Below are 20,196 nucleotides of genomic sequence, written 5' to 3'. Positions count from 1 at the left end.
GCCTTGAGGCAGGAACCGGTGCACTTTTATTTGTTGAGATCGTTTATCATGAGTGGGTGGTAGACACTCATTCACATAATATCTAGCTGCTAAAGCAAAGGAATTCAGCAGCCTACAGTCCGCGCTTGCGGAACCAGCTGCGTACAGCCCAGCGACGCTCCTGGCGTTTCTTATATTTAGGCAGGGAGCGATATACGTTCAGTGATTGCTCGTAGGCTTGCTTTGCATCATCAGTACGCCCAAGGGAACGGTACACCGAGCCAAGCAGATAATACGCTTCACTGGATGAGGAATGAATCTCCTGGAACTGCTGAACGTATGCCAAAGCTTTGTCCCGGTGAGTATCCTTAAATGCACCTGCAAGTGTCAGATAAGGACGTCCATATTTTACTCTTGGATTGATATCCAGTGCCTGCAAAATATGACGCTCACCTTGTTCCGTTTGGCCCAGATGAAGTTCAGTTGTACCCAGCGCCTCCCAGTATTCGGCTGATTGCTCGTAAGGACGTTCCAGTTCCAGCAGTAAGGCATGAGCTTCACTATACCGTTTGCGTTCAATCAACAGACGGGCCAGATCCAGCTTGGAAGAGACTTCATTCGGACTCATGGCAAGCTGCTGCCGAAGCCGTGAGATGTTACGCATACGCTTAAGTGGCTTCATGAAGCTTGGCATCACCCCAACATAGCGACGATCCAGGAAATACAGAATGATGAGGAAAATAAGAACCGCCAAGAATGGATTGCCTACAATCCGCCACAGCAGGCCAAAGATTAGAAATTTAATCAGCACAACAAAGTCAACTCCAATTATGATGTAATCGCATTTCGAACACTTAAAATATATTTGGATTGGTCCAGCGGGTTAACGCCTCTGCGTTTCCGCGTGTGTGTCACATCCGAAGGACAATCCTGATACCCGGCAAAAGAAGTGGTCAGCACTCCACGTCCGCTCGTCTCTGAACGCAGTTTCACCGGATAATCCATGGAGCTTGCCAGAGGCATACGTCCTTCGACGATGCACCTTCCGCCTCCGATGATCGGTGCTTCAAAGGTTGCCCGCATATGTACGAGATCACTGAGCGCCTTGCCTCCGTACTCCTCCGGGACTGTTAACCGGAAATTCAGAATAGGTTCCAGCAGGGTTGTACCGGTGCTTGCCAGTCCGTCCATGATTCCCATCGGCGTGGCTACTACAAAATCCAGTGGATGGGTATGCCAGACATGGTGCTCTCCCTCAATTAGCGTGATGCGCAGATCGGTAACTTCCCATCCTAGCAAGCCCTGAGATAACGCTTCGGGAATACGGCGCTCCACTTCATTCTGATAACGAAGCAGGAGATGATCCGTTCGGACGGTGGATGAATAGATCAGGCCGCTGCCACGGGGCAAAGGCTCCATGCTGAATCGAAGAATGGCCCAGCACGGCTTGGGCATCGTATACGCGATGAATCCCTCCCCGGAAGAACGAGGAGTTTCCTTATAGATGACGGAAGGTGGGTCGAATACGACATCCAGTCCGAAACGACTCATCAGCAGGCTGGACAGAATCTCAAGCTGAATGGTTCCCATGACTTTAAGATGCAATTCCCGTTCTTCAGGCAACCATTGCAGGTCAAGCAGGGGATCTTCGTCTGTCAACTCCTGCAATGCCGCTACAAGGTCAGGATAACGTGCCGTGTCTTTACCATGGACCTGCACGGTCAACAAGGGAACAGCCATCTGTGGTACAGGCGGCACTCCTTCAGGGCTGCCAATAATGTCACCAACATGGGTTTCACTTAGTCCGTACAGTGCGGCGATTTGTCCGGCATGAACAGCACCCGTGTCAGCCCATTTCCGCCCATCCATCCGGCGAATCTGGGTCACTTTCTCTTCCAGCTCCCGAGTGGAGTTATAGATCGTATCCCGATTATGCACGCTGCCACCATACATGCGAACATAGGCTGTACGGCCCATCGTTTTATCCCGTTCAATTTTGAATACTACCCCGGATACCGAAGCATCTTGAGGCTGTGCAGGTGCAGGAAGAAATTCAATGATGGCATCCAGCAATTCAGTTACGCCGATCCCTTTGCCCGAAGCACCATAACAAATCGGGAACACTACGCCCTGATGTACCTGTTTGCGAAATGCTTCATCCAGCAAGTGAGCAGGCAGTGTTTCACCATTAATGTAGGCTTCCATCAGATCTTCGTCCAGTTCGGCAAGTAATTCAAAAAGGCCGGGTATGGATGAAGGGGAGCCCATCACCTCTGTTTGACTCGCGTTCCAGAGGGTGTCAATACCGTCGAACACGTCGTCATTCATACGATAGGATTGAATTCCGCATATGAAGGGAGAGAGACTGGAGCGGATCTGATCGATAACCGTCTCAGCAGAGGCGCCAATCCGATCCATCTTGTTAATATAGATCAGGGTAGGAATTCCAAGTGAGCGGAGGGCATGCCAGATGGTCTCGCTCTGGGATTGAACCCCTTCTACGGCGGACACAATCAGAATGGCCCCATCCATAACACGCAGGGATCGCTCGACTTCGGAGCTGAAATCAATATGTCCTGGTGTATCAATCAGATCAATAATTGTATCTTTCCAGATCAAAGAGGTCATAGCCGCCTGAACGGAAATGCCTCGTTCCTTTTCAATATCCAGAGAGTCTGTTGCCGTTGTTCCATCATCTACGCGACCTGGACTACGTACGACACCGCTTTGGAATAACATATGTTCCGTCGTTGTTGTTTTCCCTGCATCGACGTGTGCGAAGATGCCGATATTTCTGCGATTCAATTCGTTTAACATGGGATGTAAGGCTCCTCTGGCAGCAGAAACACATCGTTTCCGACATTGTAATTCAGTATTATATCATACCACATGGAGTGTATGGAAGAATATGTTACACTCAGACAATTCTCTACATTTCAGGATGGTATGCAATCACATTTGATCCTGACTCTTCATGGTTTTACGGTAGGCAGCTGGTGTGGTGCCCGTCTGCTTCTTGAATTGTCGATAAAAATGGGGCAGACTCTCAAAGCCGCAGGCATCGGCAACAACGGCCATCGTGTCATCACTTCGAAGCAGATGCTCTTTCGCCATAATGACCCGGCGAGCCAAGGCATAGTCCGTTAACGTCATACCAGTATACCTTTTGAATGCACGGCTGAAGTGAGCCGGAGATACGGCTGCCTGCCGTGCCAGTTCCGCCAAGGAAAGACCACTGCGGAGCTCTTCGTCCATATGGGCCAGTGTAGAGGCTAACCAGCCTGGTCCAGGAACGCTTTTGACAGGACTTGCCGGACCGGCCGCCTCCAATCGCTCCAAATCAATAAGTAAGAGCTGCAACCGCAGCAGTGCTGCGTGAGCACTCAGGTGATGGTCCAACTGAAATTCTGCATGAATGTCGTCAATGAGCGCAGCAACCTGGGTTTGCTCCTTGGCATCCAGATGCCTCTTGTACACCTTTCGCTTGCGACAGCGTTCAAATAGAGAGAGCATGGCTGATGCACTGCCTCCCGCTGTGGAGGCCAGTAATCCTGGACTGAAGAATAAGGCCGACGAAGTCACCGGATTCCCGGCATCCGGCAATGCACGATGTACCGTGCTGCCTGGAATGATGAACAAATCGCCCTCCTGCATATCTTCAAGACCGGTATCAATGAAAATGGTGCCCTTACCCCGATATACATAAATAATTTCATGCCAGTCATGAAGATGATCCGGCAGCTCGTTCTGGGGGGACTTGGTATCTGCATACACCAGACGAAAGGGTATCCCCGATTCCGCCTGAATGGTCTTACGAACGGGTGAACGTTCCATTCGATCTCCTTTCGAAACATTGATCACAAAAATGATAGTACACCTGGTCATGAAAGAGTACATTTACCGCAATATAAGCAATTAAATTTCCTTTTATTGATGATACAATGAATTTAAAGCGTTTTCAATGGAAGTATAGAGGCTGTATGGCGTGCAGCCGGACATCTAATATGACAATTAAACGATGAGGTGAGTGTTCATGTCGGCGAGCACGAAAAGACCAGGGCTAAAGCTGAATCTGCTCGGAAGTGATAGCCAGCGCAAGTGCAAAGAAGTGATGGAACGTCCCGTAAAGGTACTGCAGATTGGGGAAGGCAACTTTTTGCGCGGGTTTGCAGACTGGATGCTTCATGAGAGTGCGAGACAAGGTAAATTCCATGGCAGTGTTGCTGTGACCCAGCCTCGGCCTGGTGGAAAGGCAAAGCTGGAACAAATTCGGAATCAGGACGGATTGTATACGATGATTACCCGAGGTCTTTCACAGGGAAAAGCGGTGGAACGCACGGAAATGATCTCGATTTTTTCACAGTGTATTAACCCTTACGAAGAATGGCAGGATTTTCTGAGGCTTGCGGAATTGCCTTCCCTGGAGTTTGTCATCTCCAATACAACCGAGTCGGGATTGAAGTATACGTATTCGGAGTACTTGCAGGGGGAACCAGTACAATCGTTTCCGGGTAAATTGACGGTCTTTCTGCATCAGCGTTATCTGTGGTTTGATGGGGACCCATCCAGAGGATTGATCCACCTGCCGTGTGAGCTGCTTGAAGGCAATGGGGATATACTGCGAAGTTGTGTACTGCGGCATAGTGAGGATTTTGGTTATTCTGAAGGCTTTCGTTCATGGATTGAAAATCATAACTTGTTTTTGAACAATCTGGTTGACCGGATTGTCACGGGTGCACCGACCAAGGAAGAAGCCGATTCCCTGACCCATCGCTGGGGGTATGAGGATCAACTGATCAATACGGCAGAGCCGTATCATTTCTGGGCCATTCAGGCAGATGAAGCACTGGACAAAAAACTGCCCTTGAAACAGGCGGGACTCAACGTACACTGGGTGAAGGATCTGAAACCTTTTCAGCTGCGCAAGGTTCGTATTCTAAATGGTGCTCATACACTCATGTCATCGCTGGGCATTCTGCAAGGCAAGGACCATGTAAGAGAGACAATGGAAGACCCGGAGTTTGGCTCATGGGTCAGAGAAGCGGTACATCAGGAGATTGTGCCTGCACTGGATATGCCGGATCATAACTTGGATGAGTACGCAGCAGAAGTGTTTGAACGATTTCTCAATCCGTATATTAATCACAAGCTGCAGGATATTGCATTAAATACAGTAGGAAAGTTCAAGGTTCGTGTGCTGCCTACACTGATGGCTTATAAGCAAAAACAGGGAAACTGGCCTCTACGGCTTGTGAAAGGCTTTGCGGGATTGCTGTGTCTTTATCGCCCGATGAACACGCCAGGCGGTTATATGGGACAGCGACTGAACGGTGAGTCCGTCCTGCTTCGGGATGATGTCGATGTATTGGCTGCACTCGCCAAACACTGGGACAGTTATGAGCCACTGAAGAGGGATAAGCAGCAATTAGACCGCCGTGTTGCTGCCGTATTGTCTGATGTATCGATTTGGGGAGAAAATCTGGATGATCGAGAGGGACTTCGCGAAGCACTCGTTCACGAAATAGGTCTGTTGGAAGGTGAGAGTTGATGAACACAACCCATACAATTAATGACTGGATTGCAATTCAGCCGCAGGATGATGTCATTATAGCCCTTCGAGATTATGTAAAAGGGGAAAGCATCACGCTTCCAGACAGCTCTACTTTTACACTAAGGGATGATGTGCCCAAAGGCCATAAAATTGCTGTGCATACCCTCGCACCGGGCGAGGATGTGATGAAATATGGTTTTTCCATCGGGATAGCCAAAGAACAGATTGAGCAGGGTAGCTGGATTCATAGCCATAATCTGAAAACAGGACTTCACGGATTGCTGGAATATCAGTATCAGCCCGCACCACCTGTTCAGACGGACATGCCTCCGGAACATTTACGGTCCTTCGATGGATATTTGCGACCTAACGGTGAAGCAGGTATCCGTAATGAAATCTGGATTGTCAATACGGTCGGCTGCATTAATAAAGTATGTGAAGCACTGGCTCGTATGGGGCAGTCCCAGTTCGGCAGCAGGGTGGATGGAGTTTACCACTTCCCGCATCCGTTCGGCTGCTCGCAATTGGGGGATGACCTGAAATATACGCAACAGGTACTGGCTTCCCTGGTGGAACACCCGAATGCTGGCGGTGTGCTGGTTATTGGGTTGGGATGCGAAAACAATCAGGTAGATCAGTTCCGCGAATGTATTGCACCGGAATATCAGGGGAAAGTACGTTTTCTCAAAGCGCAGGAAACGGATGACGAGCTTGAAGAAGGACTGCGTCTAATGGAAGAGCTAGTGGAGCTTGTTGAACATGAAGAGCGTCAGCCGCTGCCTCTGAGCAAGCTCAAAATTGGATTGAAGTGCGGTGGCTCGGACGGTTTATCAGGGATTACGGCAAATCCACTAGTGGGCTCCGTTTCAGATATGCTGGTTGCTGCAGGAGGCACAGCCATATTGACCGAAGTTCCCGAGATGTTTGGTGCGGAGACTATTCTGATGAATCGGGCGGCCAGTGAGCAGGTATTTGATGATTTGGTAGACTTAGTGAATGGCTTCAAGCAATACTTTGTGAACCACGGTCAGAATATATATGAAAATCCTTCACCAGGGAACAAAGCAGGGGGCATTACCACGCTGGAAGAAAAGTCTTTGGGATGTACGCAAAAGGGAGGGCGCTCTGCCGTAGTTGATGTGCTTCGTTATGGTAAACGTGTCACTTCAACCGGCCTGAATATTGTGGAAGCTCCGGGCAATGATCTCGTGTCTGTTACGGCACTGTCTGCTGCGGGTGCACATATTGTTCTCTTCACAACAGGTCGCGGAACACCGTTTGGAGGCCCGGTGCCTACGGTCAAGATTGCCACCCAATCGGATCTCGCGAATCGAAAAAAACACTGGATCGATTTTAACGCGGGTCAACTGCTGGAAGGAAAGACGATGGAAGATGTGAAAGTACAGCTGTTCAGCCAACTGATCGATATTGCTTCAGGACGGGCGCATACGCTCAGCGAGCAGCATGGATTTCGGGAAATTGCGATTTTCAAGGATGGGGTCATTCTGTAATCCGGATTCGGTCCGCTGCCATGCAATTAGACTCATCCATCATCAACGTATACCGCAAATCCCGGCGGCTTCTTCTTCGGCTTCCGGGATTTGTCGTATACACATATTTCAATCAATCAATTCATGGCAAAGGCTTTTTTGATTTTGGTCAGTGCAGCCGCAGAAGCGTGTTGCTCCAATTGATGCAGCAGGAGTTTGCTCGCGTCTGCAGCGCTTCCCTCAAACAGTTTAATACCTTGACGCTTCATCCAATAGCCCGAGGTCTCATAAGCAGAGCTGTTCCAGGCGACCTTGCCTTCAGCTAGGCCTTCTTTTTCCTTGGTGCCACAGATGACAATGGCGCCAGCACTCTGGAGGTCCAGCAGTCCCTGGTCAAATGCTTTTTTGTCCTCTTTGGCTCCAAAACCTGCCTGTGAACGTAATTTACGACCATCCATACCTTCGTGCTCCTCAATTCGTTCATACAGTTTGAATGCTTCACGAGAGATCAAACCCGCATCATACTGTTCTTCCATGACTCTGGAGTCCGCTAGCAGGCGATGCACCCAAGGGAAATATTCGCGTGATACCAGGATAGCTTTCTTTTTGACAAATTTTCCATAGGCAGCGATCCCTTCCTCGGCCAGACGTGAACGCCACAACCAGGGATCAAGATCGTTATCCATATGCCAGTTTTCTTTAGGAGTAATGGAGGACAGTGACGGGTATTCAGGGAATAAAGGTGCGAGCGGGAGCAGTCCCACAGCTTCTATTCGCCGAACAGCTTCTTCGTAAGTTACGATGGTTTCATTCTCATTCATTGAATTCGGCAATCTCCTTTCTAACTTGTGCTGCAACGATTATGGTTGGAAGCGAGATACATCTGGCTTACTTCCTCGGCATGTTGGCGAATCTCGGAGCGAAGGTTCTCGGGTTCAAGTACTTCTGCCTCACGTCCAAGTCGATAAAAGAATCTTACGGCCCAAGCCCACTCACCTGGAGGGCACAGAAAGGAAAGTTCCCAGACATCCGGAGCAATTTCGGTCATCTGTTCGCCAATATGCTTGTCCTGTTCTGCTTCAATCATTCCGCTGTAACTCAAACGTGCCGTAACGCGCGTTGGAGAACGTTCGGGAGATTTCGGTTTGCTGCGCTGCCGTTCAGCCTCTTCAGCCAGCATTTGCGATTCGATCAGCTCAACGGGCTTAACGTCCAGAATGCGGTCTGCCCTGAACAGGCGCTGTTCACCATGCTCCTCCGAATACGCTTCACAATACCAGAAACCGGCAGAAGCATAGATTCGAATAGGGCAGATCGTAAGCCAGCGTTGACGGGAAGCGGATCGGTATAACATACGCAGCCACCCTTGTTCCGGGATGCAAGCCAAAAGCGGTTCCAGATGATGAAGGATGTAGTTCGGCTCCGGAATGTCATGTTTCAGTTGTTTAAGCATGGGATCCATCCTTGCCTTGACATCATCCGGGATAATACTTTTGATCTTGTCCATTAATGTCCAGCGTTTCTCTTGAAAAGGGGTATCTGCGTAATGGCTTAGGCCTTCGAGAGCAAAGATGAGAGTAGCTGCTTCAACCGGGTCCAATTGCAGTGGGGGCAGTACATACCCCTCCATAAGTCTGAAGCCGCCTCCGGGACCGGAGATAGCAATGATCGGGACATTCATCTCGGAGAGTGATTGGATATCCCGCAGGATGGTACGACGGGAAACTTCAAACTTTTCCGCAAGTGAATGTGCCGTTTCGTGACCGTTCTGCAATGCCATAACGATGGCGGCAAGCCGATTTGTTCTATTCATGTCAGCCACTCCGTTTCGAGGGTTGCGCCGCCGGAAAGGATGCTGGAGTGTTCCTCTCATTGTAGCAGTGTATAAGTGACATTATGGTTGTCACCAATAATTTCGCAGCATGATACTATGTATTCCATATACAGTGCAGCGCCTGCTTTCAGTGGGGCCGCTTCCTTTTCCCGGCGGGGCGTCGTTAAATTGTGTGTCTCGTCCAATTCGCTTCGCTTCTCGGTATTTCCTTCTAACCGAGAACCTCACAAATAATGACAAAAACCCGTATCCGGTCTAAACGGATACGGGAAGTAGCAGATTGAAACAGGTTCAATCCTATAATACTTCAAATTTTAACAATTGACACTCATTTAAGCTACAAATATGAATCAACGCGATTTGCTTGTAACATGTTGTATCATCGGTTTTCCAAAATTATTTCATTTCAAGCAGCTGCACACCGCGGCCTTCAATCTCAATCGTACCTGAAAGGGACCGATCTGTAAGCAAATCATGAGCCTTAGCCTTGCCGAGATCATAGGATTGGGCAGTAGCATTGTGATTCATGACAAACAGGTACTGCTGTCCATCATTGGTACGAGCAGTCACTTCAACACCTTCCGGCGTATTCAGAAGGGAATCAATATTTTTGGCTGCAGCCAGTTGTCCCAGTAAACCGTCCAGGAATCGGTCTTCCGGATCGGAAGCTACATACCAGGCTTCCCCTTGACCGAATGTGTTACGTGTCACGACAGGCATACCTTTATAGAAATCGTCTCCATACTCGGCGATGACTTCAGCGCCTTCACTGTGCAGCAGGTCACACAGCATGCCACAACCATATTCTCCTTGAAGATCACCATAAGCCTCTTTCAGGACAATACTGTTTTTTTGCTCAGGCAGCAGGGCATCAATTTCTTCGACCCAGATCCCGAGCAGTTCGCGAAGTTCACCCGGGTAACCACCAGTTGTTACGATGTCACTTTCATTAACGATACCACTGAAGAAGGTTGTCAGGAATGTACCGCCTGCTTCAACGAATTTCTCCAGTTTGGCTGCAAAGCCGGGTTTCACCATGTAGAGTACTGGAGCGAGAACGATGTCGTATTTGCTGATATCCGTATCCACACTAACGATGTCCACCTGAATGTTGCGGCGGAAGAAGGCAGCGTAGTATTTGTGAATTTGGTCTACATAGTTCAGTGCAACGGTAGGTCCGCTTGATTTCTCAATTGCCCACCAGTTTTCCCAGTCGAACACAATTGCCACTTTGGCATCAATGGTGGCATCCAGCGTCTTGTTACCGAGCAGCTGCAATTCCTTGCCCAGCTCTGCGACTTCACGGAACACGCGCGTATTCTCATGGCCTACGTGTTCAATTACAGCGCCGTGGTACTTCTCGCAGGCGCCGATGGAACGGCGAAGCTGGAAGAACATGATCGTATCCGCGCCGTGAGCCACGGACTGGTAACTCCACAGACGCATGACACCAGGACGTTTCAGTGAGTTATAAGGCTGCCAGTTCTGCTGGCTGGGTGTCTGCTCCATCAGCATGAACGGTTGACCGTCCTTCAGTCCACGCATCAAATCATGGGCCATAGCGGTGTAACTGACCGGCGTTGCCAGGCCGGGATAACTGTCCCAAGAAACGATATCCATATGCTTAGCCCATTTGAAATAGTCCAGTTGTTTGAAGAATCCCATCAGATTGGTCGTAACGACCGAATCCGGGATATGTTTTTTGATCGCATCATATTCCAGCCGATAACAATTAAGCATACTGTCAGAGTTGAAGCGGGAATAATCAAGCGAGATGCCTTGGAACGTGGAATTGTTGTTTCCCCAGTGCTCGCTCAGGTTGCTTGGCAGTACAATTTCGTCCCAATCATAGAATGTATGGCCCCAGAAATTGGTGTTCCATGCTTTGTTGAGCTGCTCCAGAGTCTGATAGCGTTCTTTGAGATACACGCGGAACGCTTTCTCGCAGTTATCGCAGTAACAATCGCCGCCATATTCGTTGGAGATATGCCATACAAGCACAGCAGGGTGATCCTTGTAACGTTCCGCCAGCTTGTCTGCAAGTTTCTCGGAGTATTTGCGGTAGGTTGGGCTATTCGGACAGGAGTTATGCCGTCCACCGAATTTGCGTTTACGTCCATCGGCATCTACACGCAGTACATCCGGATATTTCTTCGCCATCCACGCTGGATGTGCAGCAGTGCTTGTTGCGAGGCAAATGTAAACGCCGTTTTCATAGAGACTGTTAATGAACTGGTCCAGTCCTTCAAAATTATAAGTGACTTCATCAGGCTGAATTAGTGCCCAGGAAAATACGTTGATGGTCGCAATATCAATACCTGCCAATTGGAACATGCGTAGATCTTCAAGATGAGTCTCATGATCCCATTGTTCAGGGTTATAGTCGCCGCCGTAGAACATTTTGGGTAACTTGCTGCTAATCAAATGTGTTCACCTCTTGTATAAGAATAATTCTATACTATATGATGAATATGACTTTTAAAATATAAGAAAAGTAATGAAACATATAAGAATATGGAACTGTAATCTTGTTTTTTGTTCAAAGGAGAGAATCTCAATGCTCATCACACCCGATCATCGGCGCTATTTTATGACCCCACGGGATCGGCTGCTTCCGCTCTACATCGAGAGCATCGGATATAACGGAAATCAGGAGAGTGTCTCCAGACCAGCGGGCTATCCCTGCTATCACTGGCTTCAGACGGTGAAGGGGGCCGGAGAGTTCAGATTTGCAGGTTCAACTGTACTGCTGGGAGAGACGTCCGGCATTTTGCTGCCGCCGAATGAGCCGCACGAGTATGTACCCTCGCAGGGAGAGTGGCAGACACTTTACATTACCTTTGGAGGTGCCCAGTGTCCGGCCATCACAGAATCACTTGGTTTGGGGGAGGCTGCCCTTCATCAATGGGATTCGGAGAGCCCGCTTGAATACTATGGGCGGGAAGTGCTGGGTTCCATCAGCAGTGATCAGGATTTATCCGGCTTGGAAGCGTCAGCGGACATGTACCGATTTCTGATTTTGCTCAAAAAGCATGGCATGACGGGCAGTCGTTCTTCGATTTCGCATGCTGTGGAACGGCTGGCTCCGTTAATTTCATTTATGAATGAACACTACGCCGATCCCGATATTGGCCTTGAACAGATGGCAGCCATACCAGGCATTACGCCAAGGCATTTGAATACCCTTTTCAAACAATCCTTTGGCATGACCGCCTACAGTTATTTCATACTCCTTCGCATCCGCAAATCAAAAGAATGGATGACAGGAAACAGTAAACTGACCGTCAAGGAAACGGCAGCGAAGGTTGGTTTTCGGGATGCGAGCCACTTTGTGGCTACATTTCGGCGGATTGAGGGCGTAACTCCGGAACAGTATCGAACGTTATACTAATCATTGAGAGGTAATCCATGTGCTATAAAACACTGTTCAAGTAGGAACATTCGGTGTAACCTGTTACAAATTGAATAAAAAGTGATGCCAGGAAGGTATTGATGCGTATGGGTGCTTCCCGTTATGATGGTATCGATTCCTTAGATTGGAAAACGATTATACGGATCAACGTATCCGTTCAATTTAGAGAGGATGATAGAAGTGACGTCAACTATACCACTATGGGACCATGCAGCACCTTATGCGGCCAAGGGCCGTGAGGATGAAATGCCCCATCTGATTCCATTTATTCAACCAGGTTCCGAGAGCGCTGTCATTATATGTCCGGGTGGGGGCTATGGATTTTTGGCCGACCATGAAGGAGCTCCAATCGCTGAATTGCTGAACCGTGCGGGAATTAGTGCATTTGTGCTGAAGTACCGCGTGGCGCCTCACCAGCACCCGGCACCAATGACAGATGGTCAGCGTGCAATTCGTTATGTACGGGCGCATGCCGAGCAATTTGGCATTCAGCCTTCCAAAATTGCGGTGCTTGGTTTCTCGGCGGGTGGGCACCTTACAGCCACGTTGGGAACTTTGTATGACGAGGGTCAACCAGATCATGAAGATCCTATTGAACGGGAGAGTTCACGCCCGGATCGGGTTATTCTTTGTTATCCGGTAATTACGATGGAATCCTATGGACATGCCGGTTCTCGTGAAAATCTGCTTGGGTCAGATGCGACTGCCGAACAGATCAAGGCCTTCAGTGCAGAGCAGCAGGTGAAGGCCGACGCCCCTGAAGCATTTATTTGGCATACGAGTGATGATCAGGCGGTCCCGGTGGAAAACAGTTTGCGTTATGCGCTTGCCCTGGGTGCGCATGGCATTCCCTATGATTTGCATGTTTTCGAAAAAGGTTCACATGGTCTGGGATTGGCAGAGGATAACCATGCCGTTCGTGCCTGGTCTGACCTGTGCCTGACCTGGCTTAAAAATCAAGGGTGGTAACCCTGCGCTGGCTGAGCTCTGTCTTTCCTGATTATGAATTGAATACGAGTGATCTCACCTATTTTAACGCTTATGAGAGCGAAGGAGAAAACGACAATGAAATTGCAAAAGAATGATAAGCTGCTTTTTATCGGAGATTCGATCACAGATTGTGGCCGTGAACATCCTGTAGGTGAGGGCAGTTCTGGATTGGGGCATGGCTATGTGGCACAAGTGTATGCCCTGCTGCGTTCCATCTACCCGGAGTTGATGTTGCGAATTCAAAATGTGGGTAATAGTGGGAATACGATCCGTGATTTGAAGCAGCGCTGGGATCGTGATGTGCTTGATCTCAAACCGGACTGGCTAACCATCATGATCGGGATTAATGATGTATGGCGTCAATTTGATAATCCACTATCTACAGATTCGCATGTTTTCCTGGAGGAGTATGAATCTACACTGCGTGAGCTGGTTGCTTCTGTTCGTCCGGGGTTGAAAGGACTTGTTTTGATGTCTCCTTATTATTTGGAAGCCAACCCGGAAGATCCGATGCGGGCTACGATGGACGTATACGGGGAAGCTGTTCGCAGAGTAGCCGCTGAATATGATGCCATTTTCGTGGATACACAGGCTGCATTTACACCGTTCTGGGATCATTTCTATACGTCCGTGCTGACTTATGATCGGGTTCATCCCGATGCAACAGGCCATATGGTTCTTTCCAAAGCATTCCTGGATGCCATTGATTTCGAATGGTCAGGCGGCGTCAAATCATAAAAAGGATGTGATGGCATGAGCAACTTGAACATTGCAGTACATACCCCGGCGTTGCTGGGCGAAGGTCCAAGCTGGGATGCAGAACACAATCGGTTATTATGGGTGGATATTGAAGGGTATAAGGTACACGTATATGATCCTTCTACAGGTGAAGATCAGGTCTATGATGTAGGCGAGCATGTAGGTGCGGTTGTCCCATACCATGGTGATGAGGTTGTCGTTGCTTTGCGCAGTGGCTTCCACGCCTATAACCTGCTCACGGGAGAGCTGCAGCCGATTGAGGATCCTGAAACAGGCAAGGACAACAACCGTTTCAATGACGGGAAATGTGACTCGCTTGGCCGCTTCTGGGCAGGAACGATGAGCATGAAGAACGAAAGCAAGACGGGGGCATTTTATTGTCTGGAGGAAGGAAAGCCTGTTCGAACGATGTTCAGGGATGTGTCCACGTCCAATGGATTGGGCTGGAGTCCGGATCAGCAAACGATGTATTACATTGATACGCCGACACGTTCTGTTGATCGATTTGATTTTGATCTGGCTGCTGGAGAACTTACGAACCGGACAAGTGCTATTGCTATCCCGGAGGAATTTGGCTTTCCGGATGGAATGACTGTAGATGGTGAGGGAATGCTGTGGATTGCCCATTGGGGCGGAGGAAGAGTTACACGCTGGAATCCGCATACGGCAGAGCTGCTGCAACAGATTGAGATACCTGCGGATCAGGTGACATCCTGTTGTTTCGGAGGGCCGGATTTGGAGGATTTGTATATAACGACTGCCCGGATTGGTATTGGTGAAGAGCGGCTGCTAGAGACGCCGAATGCAGGATCTCTATTTGTAGTCAGACCGGGTGTGAAAGGGCAGAAAACCTACGCGTTTGGCAGTTAATACAGTCGGATAGCAAATAAATGAAGGAACGAACGTGTTAGCGGGATTGTGTTTTTCTTTTATACAATAGTATGTCAATGGAGAAGGGTGCTGGATCAAGCAGCAGCCTTCTTTGTGTTTGTGAAAGCGATATACTGAAAAAAATTACAAAAATCAGAATTAGAGCAGAAGGGGTTTTTTAATGGTCATCGAATGTTATCTATTGACAGTATAATCCAGTGAATGGTTATCGAAATCGATTTATGAAAGCGTTTTATAAATTGGAGAGGAGGTGGGGCTGGTTGCCTGACCTAATGCATTAAATGTCTGACACTGCACTCATCAACAGGATGACACAGCGGGAGTTGACCGGATGCGATGAACATATTGAAGAGGAGGCTAAGTTACTATGAAAACGTTTTTGGAGAAGCTGCGGGTGATGAGCTTGGCAATTGCCGTAGCAGCCGTTTCGCTAGGCGTACTCGTTGGAACAACAGATGCGGCACCAAGTGATTCATACCAGTGGAAGAATGTCGTGACTGGGGCTGGCGGAGGTTTTGTGCCGGGTATTATTTTTAATGAGTCAGAGAAAGATCTGATCTATGCCCGGACGGATATCGGTGGAGCCTATCGCTGGAACCCTGTGAATGAGAGCTGGATTCCGCTCACCGATTTTGTCGGCTGGGATGACTGGAACAAAAACGGTGTCGATGCGCTGGCAACAGACCCGGTTGATCCGAATCGAGTCTATATGGCTGTTGGCACGTACACGAACTCATGGGACAAAAACAACGGCTCCATCCTGCGTTCTACGGACCGCGGTGATACTTGGCAGACAACCACTCTTCCGTTCAAAGTCGGCGGTAACATGCCGGGACGTTCCATGGGGGAACGTCTGACTATTGATCCGAATAAAAATAGCATTTTGTATTTTGGTGCCCGCAGTGGTAATGGACTGTGGAAAAGTACGGATTACGGCGTAACCTGGAGCAAAGTAACGAGCTTCCCGAATCCGGGAACGTATGTGGAGGACCCGTCTTATGAGTATACCAGTGACATTGTAGGCCTATCTTGGATTACTTTTGACAAATCTACAGGTTCTGCTGGACAGGCAACACAGACCATCTATGTGGGGGTAGCCGACAAAAATCAAAGTATATACCGCAGTACGAATGGAGGCGCAACGTGGACTGCTGTCGCTGGACAGCCTACAGGCTATCTGCCTCATCACGGGGAAATGGATGCCAATGGCAATCTCTATATCTCTTACAGTGATGGTGCAGGCCCTTATGATGGGGAAAAGGGAGACCTGTGGAAATTAAATACGTCTACAGGGGTATGGACCAATATTAGCCCGGTGCCAAGCAGCAGCACGGATAATTATTATGGATACGGTGGACTGGCAGTAGATGCACAGCATCCTGGTACACTCATGGTAGCAACTCTTAACTCCTGGTGGCCTGATGCGAATCTGTTCCGCAGTACGGACGGTGGAGCTACTTGGACCCGTATTTGGGAATTTGAAGCATATCCAAACCGCAAAATGCGCTATACACAGGATATATCAGCTGCGCCTTGGTTGACCTTTGGGACAAATCCTGCACCCCCTGAAGTTTCACCAAAGCTGGGCTGGATGATTGGTGATCTGGAGATTGATCCATTTGATTCTGACCGTATGATGTATGGAACAGGCGCGACCATCTACGGCACCAAAAATCTGACAGACTGGGATGACGGCAATAAAATCAATATTTCAGTGATGGCCAAAGGGGTCGAGGAGATCGCGGTTCTGGATCTGATCAGCCCGCCAAGCGGAGCACACTTGTTAAGTGGAGTAGGGGATGTCTCGGGATTCCGTCATAACGATCTGGATCAGGCACCAGCTACGATGTTTACCAGCCCCAACTACTCTTCTACGGAAAGTCTGGATTTTGCAGAGTTAAGTCCAAGTACTATGGTTCGCGTAGGGAAAGCAGACTACACGGCTGATCCGAATGCAAAATCTATTGGTTTATCCAGCGACGGTGGGACGACGTGGTATAAAGCAAACGCAGAGCCTGCCGGAACAACCGGAGGAGGAACCGTAGCTATCTCTGCAAATGGTAACCGACTTGTATGGAGCACATCAGACAAGGGTGTGCATTATTCCACTGGCGGAAACTCATGGACCGCGAGTTCAGGTATACCCGCACAGGCCAAAGTGATCTCCGACCGGGTGAACCCGAACAAATTCTATGGATTTGCTGCCGGTAAAGTCTATGTGAGCACCAATGGTGGTGCCTCCTTCACCGCTTCTGCGGCTACCGGGCTTCCGGTTGAAGGAAATGCAGATCTGGACGCTGTTCCAGGTACAGAAGGTGAGCTCTGGTTTGCAGGTGGCAGTGAAGAGGGAGGGCCATATGGTCTGTGGCATTCCACCGATTCAGGAGCGACATTTACTAAGCTTGCAAATGTGGAGGAAGCGGACAGCATCGGTTTTGGTAAAGCGGCGCCTGGACAGAACGTGGTCGCGTTGTACACGATTGCAAAGATCGACGGAACACGTGGATTTTTCCGTTCCGATGATGGCGGGGCGAATTGGGTACGGATTAACGATAATCAGCATCAATATGCTCGTGTAACCACAATTACAGGTGATCCACGTCTGTATGGAAGAGTGTATTTGGGTACGAATGGACGGGGCATTTTATATGCTGACCGTATTGGCGGGAACAATGGCGGTGGAGAAGGTGGAGGCGGGTCTCCGGTAACCAGCTCGACCATCACACCAGTAAATGCTGAATTTGATAAGAATCCAGGCAACCAGGCCGATATTCCTGTAACGCTGACACTGAACGGAAACACACTTAGTACGATCCGTAACGGCAGTTCAACGCTGGTTGCAGGTACGGATTACACATTGTCGGGCAATCAGGTAGTGCTGAGCAAAACCTATCTGGCTTCGTTGCCCAAGGGAAGCGCAGCGTTAACCTTCCATTTCAGTGCAGGCAATGATGCGATTCTGAATCTGACTATCAAGGACACGACGGCTGTACCCGCAGGCGCCATTCGAATTGAGATGTTTAATGGAACGACTTCAGCAACGAGTAACTCCGTTAATCCCAAGATCAAGTTAACGAACACAGGCACGACGGCGATCAATCTTTCCGATGTCAAAATTCGTTACTACTATACGATTAACGGCGCTCAGACCCAAAGCTTCTTCTGTGATTGGGCAACGGCTGGAAACAACAATATTACGGGTACATTTAGTGCGTTGTCGACCCCGGTGACCGGAGCGGATTACATGCTGGAGATTGGCTTCAAGGATGCTGCCGGTTCACTGGCAGCGGGGCAAAGCACTGAAATTCAAGCCCGCTTCTCCAAAAGCGACTGGAGCAACTACACTCAGACGGATGATTATTCCTTTGCACCGGCTCAAACCGCTTATACTGATTGGTCAAAAGTAACTGGATATATTGCGGGAAGTCTTCAATGGGGAATCGAACCTTAGACTTAAACTTGAAATGAAAGTTTGAGTTAATCTAAACGTACATGGATAAGAAGTCTTGGTTAGCCAAAAAAGATTCACGGCGGACCAAGGCTTCTTATTTTGTCGAAATATAGTGTACACTAAAGAGAGTTTCCATTGATAAAACGTTCGTTTTGAGATATAAAAAGAAGTACAAAACTTTAAGATAAATGTAACCGCTAACACGGGAAGGCTGTTCTATCCGATATATGATGGTATAACCTGTAGACATAGAAGAAAGATTAGACGAGGGGGTCAAGGGTCATGAACCGGTTGTGCAAGGTGCTGATTGTTGACGATGAGTTTCTTGTAAGGCAAGGCATTAAGCACCATATGAACTGGGAAGCTGAAGGTTTTCAGATTGTAGGAGAAGCTTCCAATGGAGAAGAAGGACTTGAGCAGGTACAGTCGTTACAGCCAGATATTGTCATTACGGACATCGTAATGCCTGTGATGGATGGGGAAACCTTTGTCCGGACGTTAAAAGCCAGCCATCCGCAGATTGAGGTTATTGTACTTAGCAGCTTCAGTGAGTTCGAATATGTACGTTCAACGCTCCAGAATGGTGCAGCAGACTATATATTGAAACCGAAACTGGATACCAATGAATTATTACAAGTGCTTCAACGTACCGCTGGCAAAATTCCGGAATTGCAATTTGAGCCTTCACATGATGGGTGGAGGCTCGGGCAACTGATGGAAAAGATGCTGTCCGGTTTTACATTGGATGAGAGTAACGAGATGGATATCATTAGCGAGACGTTTCCTCACCGATGCTTTCGTTTACTCGTATATAAGCCGCAGGATACACAGGTACATGTGCACAGGCTGGATAACGAGCAGTTGGAGAACAGGTTACGGGATTTGCTCCCTGACGTAGAGTGTGCAATCGTTCCGGCCGAAGGCATGTCACCGGTGGTGCTTCTTAATGTAGACCCTTCAAAGGATGAATGGATGGTGCAGCAGATTAAGGAGTTGGCGAGCAAGAACAAGGAAGCCCAGGACGGATCTTGCTGGGTGCTGAGCGACAGCTTTTCTTCATTTGAAGAGATGGGAGACGTGTATCGAACGCGTCTGATCAAACTAATGGAGTATCGCTTTTATTATGAGGATCGCTCTATTCTGGTATATGGCGAACTTCCGCCTCTTCACCCTGCCGGGTACCAGTTCAACGTGAACATGTTTTTGCAGCATGTGAAGCGAAATCGAACAGAGGCGGCAAGAGAATATTTGCAGGAGCATGCCCTTACGTTGGGAAGGGATTATATCGCAGATGTGTTCGAAATCAAGTCCTTCTTGGGCAACCTAATCTTTAACGTGTCCATCACCCTGGCAGATATGGATGTTCAGTCTGCTGCGCTGGAAGAGGGTAAATATGCCTATTTCAAACATGTGGATGGAGCTTCCAGCCTCAGGGAAGCCATGACTGTGCTGGATCAATTCATGACTGAGGTACAGGAATGTACTAGTGGAGAGGGCGGACGACGAAGTGATCCAAATATGAAAATGCTGCTGGAATATATGCATGAGCACTTTGATCAGCCGCTCGGACTTGCCGAAGTAGCAAAGCATTTTCATTTTAATCCCTCGTACCTGTCCAGTTATTTCTCTTCACACAAAAAAGAAGGCTTTAACGAATATTTGAACAAAATTCGAATCGAAAAGGCAGAGGAACTTCTCCGGTCGGATGATGTCACCATTTCCGAAATTAGCAGTATGGTAGGGTATTCTGACCACAGCTACTTTTGCAAGGTGTTCAAAAAATTTACCGGACTGTCACCCAGCCGATACCGGCGAAAATTCTGGGCATAACGTCAGAAG

Annotated in this window: 14 protein-coding genes; 8 read left to right on the top strand and 6 right to left on the bottom strand. The window is 48.6% G+C overall.

Annotated elements, in window-relative coordinates; translation table 11 throughout:
- Positions 1 to 112: 112 nt before the first annotated feature.
- From QP794_RS31875 to QP794_RS31865, 3 genes are all read right to left on the bottom strand, one after another.
- Positions 113 to 790 (bottom strand): tetratricopeptide repeat protein, encoded by a 678-nt coding sequence (locus tag QP794_RS31875; RefSeq protein WP_079347059.1) that lies wholly within the window; start codon positions 788 to 790, stop codon positions 113 to 115.
- Between the two features lie 17 nt (positions 791 to 807).
- A complete protein-coding gene (locus tag QP794_RS31870) occupies positions 808 to 2,796 on the bottom strand; it encodes a GTP-binding protein (protein ID WP_079347056.1) in 1,989 nt (662 codons plus the stop codon).
- A gap of 135 nt (positions 2,797 to 2,931) precedes the next feature.
- Complete coding sequence (locus QP794_RS31865) at positions 2,932 to 3,813, bottom strand: AraC family transcriptional regulator (RefSeq protein ID WP_285080711.1); 882 nt, start codon at positions 3,811 to 3,813, stop codon at positions 2,932 to 2,934.
- Positions 3,814 to 4,012: 199 nt separating this feature from the next.
- Between QP794_RS31865 and QP794_RS31860 the strand changes: the two genes are divergently transcribed.
- Positions 4,013 to 5,527 (top strand): tagaturonate reductase, encoded by a 1,515-nt coding sequence (locus QP794_RS31860; RefSeq protein ID WP_285080710.1) that lies wholly within the window; start codon positions 4,013 to 4,015, stop codon positions 5,525 to 5,527.
- Positions 5,527 to 7,041 (top strand): UxaA family hydrolase, encoded by a 1,515-nt coding sequence (locus QP794_RS31855; RefSeq protein ID WP_285080709.1) that lies wholly within the window; start codon positions 5,527 to 5,529, stop codon positions 7,039 to 7,041. Before QP794_RS31860 ends, QP794_RS31855 begins: the two co-directional genes overlap by 1 nt.
- A gap of 116 nt (positions 7,042 to 7,157) precedes the next feature.
- On the opposite strand, the gene QP794_RS31850 is transcribed toward QP794_RS31855, so the two are convergent.
- The 3 genes from QP794_RS31850 to QP794_RS31840 all read right to left on the bottom strand — a co-directional run bounded on the left by QP794_RS31850 (position 7,158) and on the right by QP794_RS31840 (position 11,278).
- Positions 7,158 to 7,841, bottom strand: a complete 684-nt coding sequence (locus tag QP794_RS31850) for an AlkZ-related protein (RefSeq protein ID WP_285080708.1) — start codon at positions 7,839 to 7,841, stop codon at positions 7,158 to 7,160.
- A gap of 20 nt (positions 7,842 to 7,861) precedes the next feature.
- The gene (locus QP794_RS31845; protein ID WP_285080706.1) at positions 7,862 to 8,833 is read right to left on the bottom strand and encodes a helix-turn-helix transcriptional regulator; all 972 of its coding nucleotides are present in this window, start codon (positions 8,831 to 8,833) and stop codon (positions 7,862 to 7,864) included.
- A 417-nt stretch (positions 8,834 to 9,250) separates the two neighbouring features.
- The gene (locus QP794_RS31840) at positions 9,251 to 11,278 is read right to left on the bottom strand and encodes a beta-galactosidase (protein ID WP_285080705.1); all 2,028 of its coding nucleotides are present in this window, start codon (positions 11,276 to 11,278) and stop codon (positions 9,251 to 9,253) included.
- Between the two features lie 133 nt (positions 11,279 to 11,411).
- On the opposite strand from QP794_RS31840, the gene QP794_RS31835 reads away from it, so the two are divergent.
- The 6 genes from QP794_RS31835 (at position 11,412) to QP794_RS31810 (ending at position 20,187) form a co-directional block, all read left to right on the top strand.
- Positions 11,412 to 12,245 (top strand): AraC family transcriptional regulator, encoded by an 834-nt coding sequence (locus QP794_RS31835; protein ID WP_285080703.1) that lies wholly within the window; start codon positions 11,412 to 11,414, stop codon positions 12,243 to 12,245.
- A gap of 201 nt (positions 12,246 to 12,446) precedes the next feature.
- Positions 12,447 to 13,235 (top strand): alpha/beta hydrolase, encoded by a 789-nt coding sequence (locus QP794_RS31830; RefSeq protein WP_285080701.1) that lies wholly within the window; start codon positions 12,447 to 12,449, stop codon positions 13,233 to 13,235.
- Positions 13,236 to 13,331: 96 nt separating this feature from the next.
- Positions 13,332 to 13,994, top strand: coding sequence for an SGNH/GDSL hydrolase family protein (locus QP794_RS31825; RefSeq protein WP_094936412.1), 663 nt, complete (start codon positions 13,332 to 13,334; stop codon positions 13,992 to 13,994).
- Positions 13,995 to 14,009: 15 nt separating this feature from the next.
- Positions 14,010 to 14,885 (top strand): SMP-30/gluconolactonase/LRE family protein, encoded by an 876-nt coding sequence (locus QP794_RS31820; protein WP_285080700.1) that lies wholly within the window; start codon positions 14,010 to 14,012, stop codon positions 14,883 to 14,885.
- Between the two features lie 388 nt (positions 14,886 to 15,273).
- Positions 15,274 to 18,357, top strand: a complete 3,084-nt coding sequence (locus QP794_RS31815) for a X2-like carbohydrate binding domain-containing protein (protein ID WP_285080699.1) — start codon at positions 15,274 to 15,276, stop codon at positions 18,355 to 18,357.
- Positions 18,358 to 18,639: 282 nt separating this feature from the next.
- The gene (locus QP794_RS31810) at positions 18,640 to 20,187 is read left to right on the top strand and encodes a response regulator transcription factor (protein ID WP_285080698.1); all 1,548 of its coding nucleotides are present in this window, start codon (positions 18,640 to 18,642) and stop codon (positions 20,185 to 20,187) included.
- Positions 20,188 to 20,196 lie beyond the last annotated feature (9 nt).

The organism is Paenibacillus sp. UMB7766-LJ446 (assembly GCF_030226665.1).
Classification (GTDB): Bacteria; Bacillota; Bacilli; order Paenibacillales; family Paenibacillaceae; genus Paenibacillus; species Paenibacillus vandeheii.
This window is presented reverse-complemented; position numbering and strand designations above follow the sequence as displayed.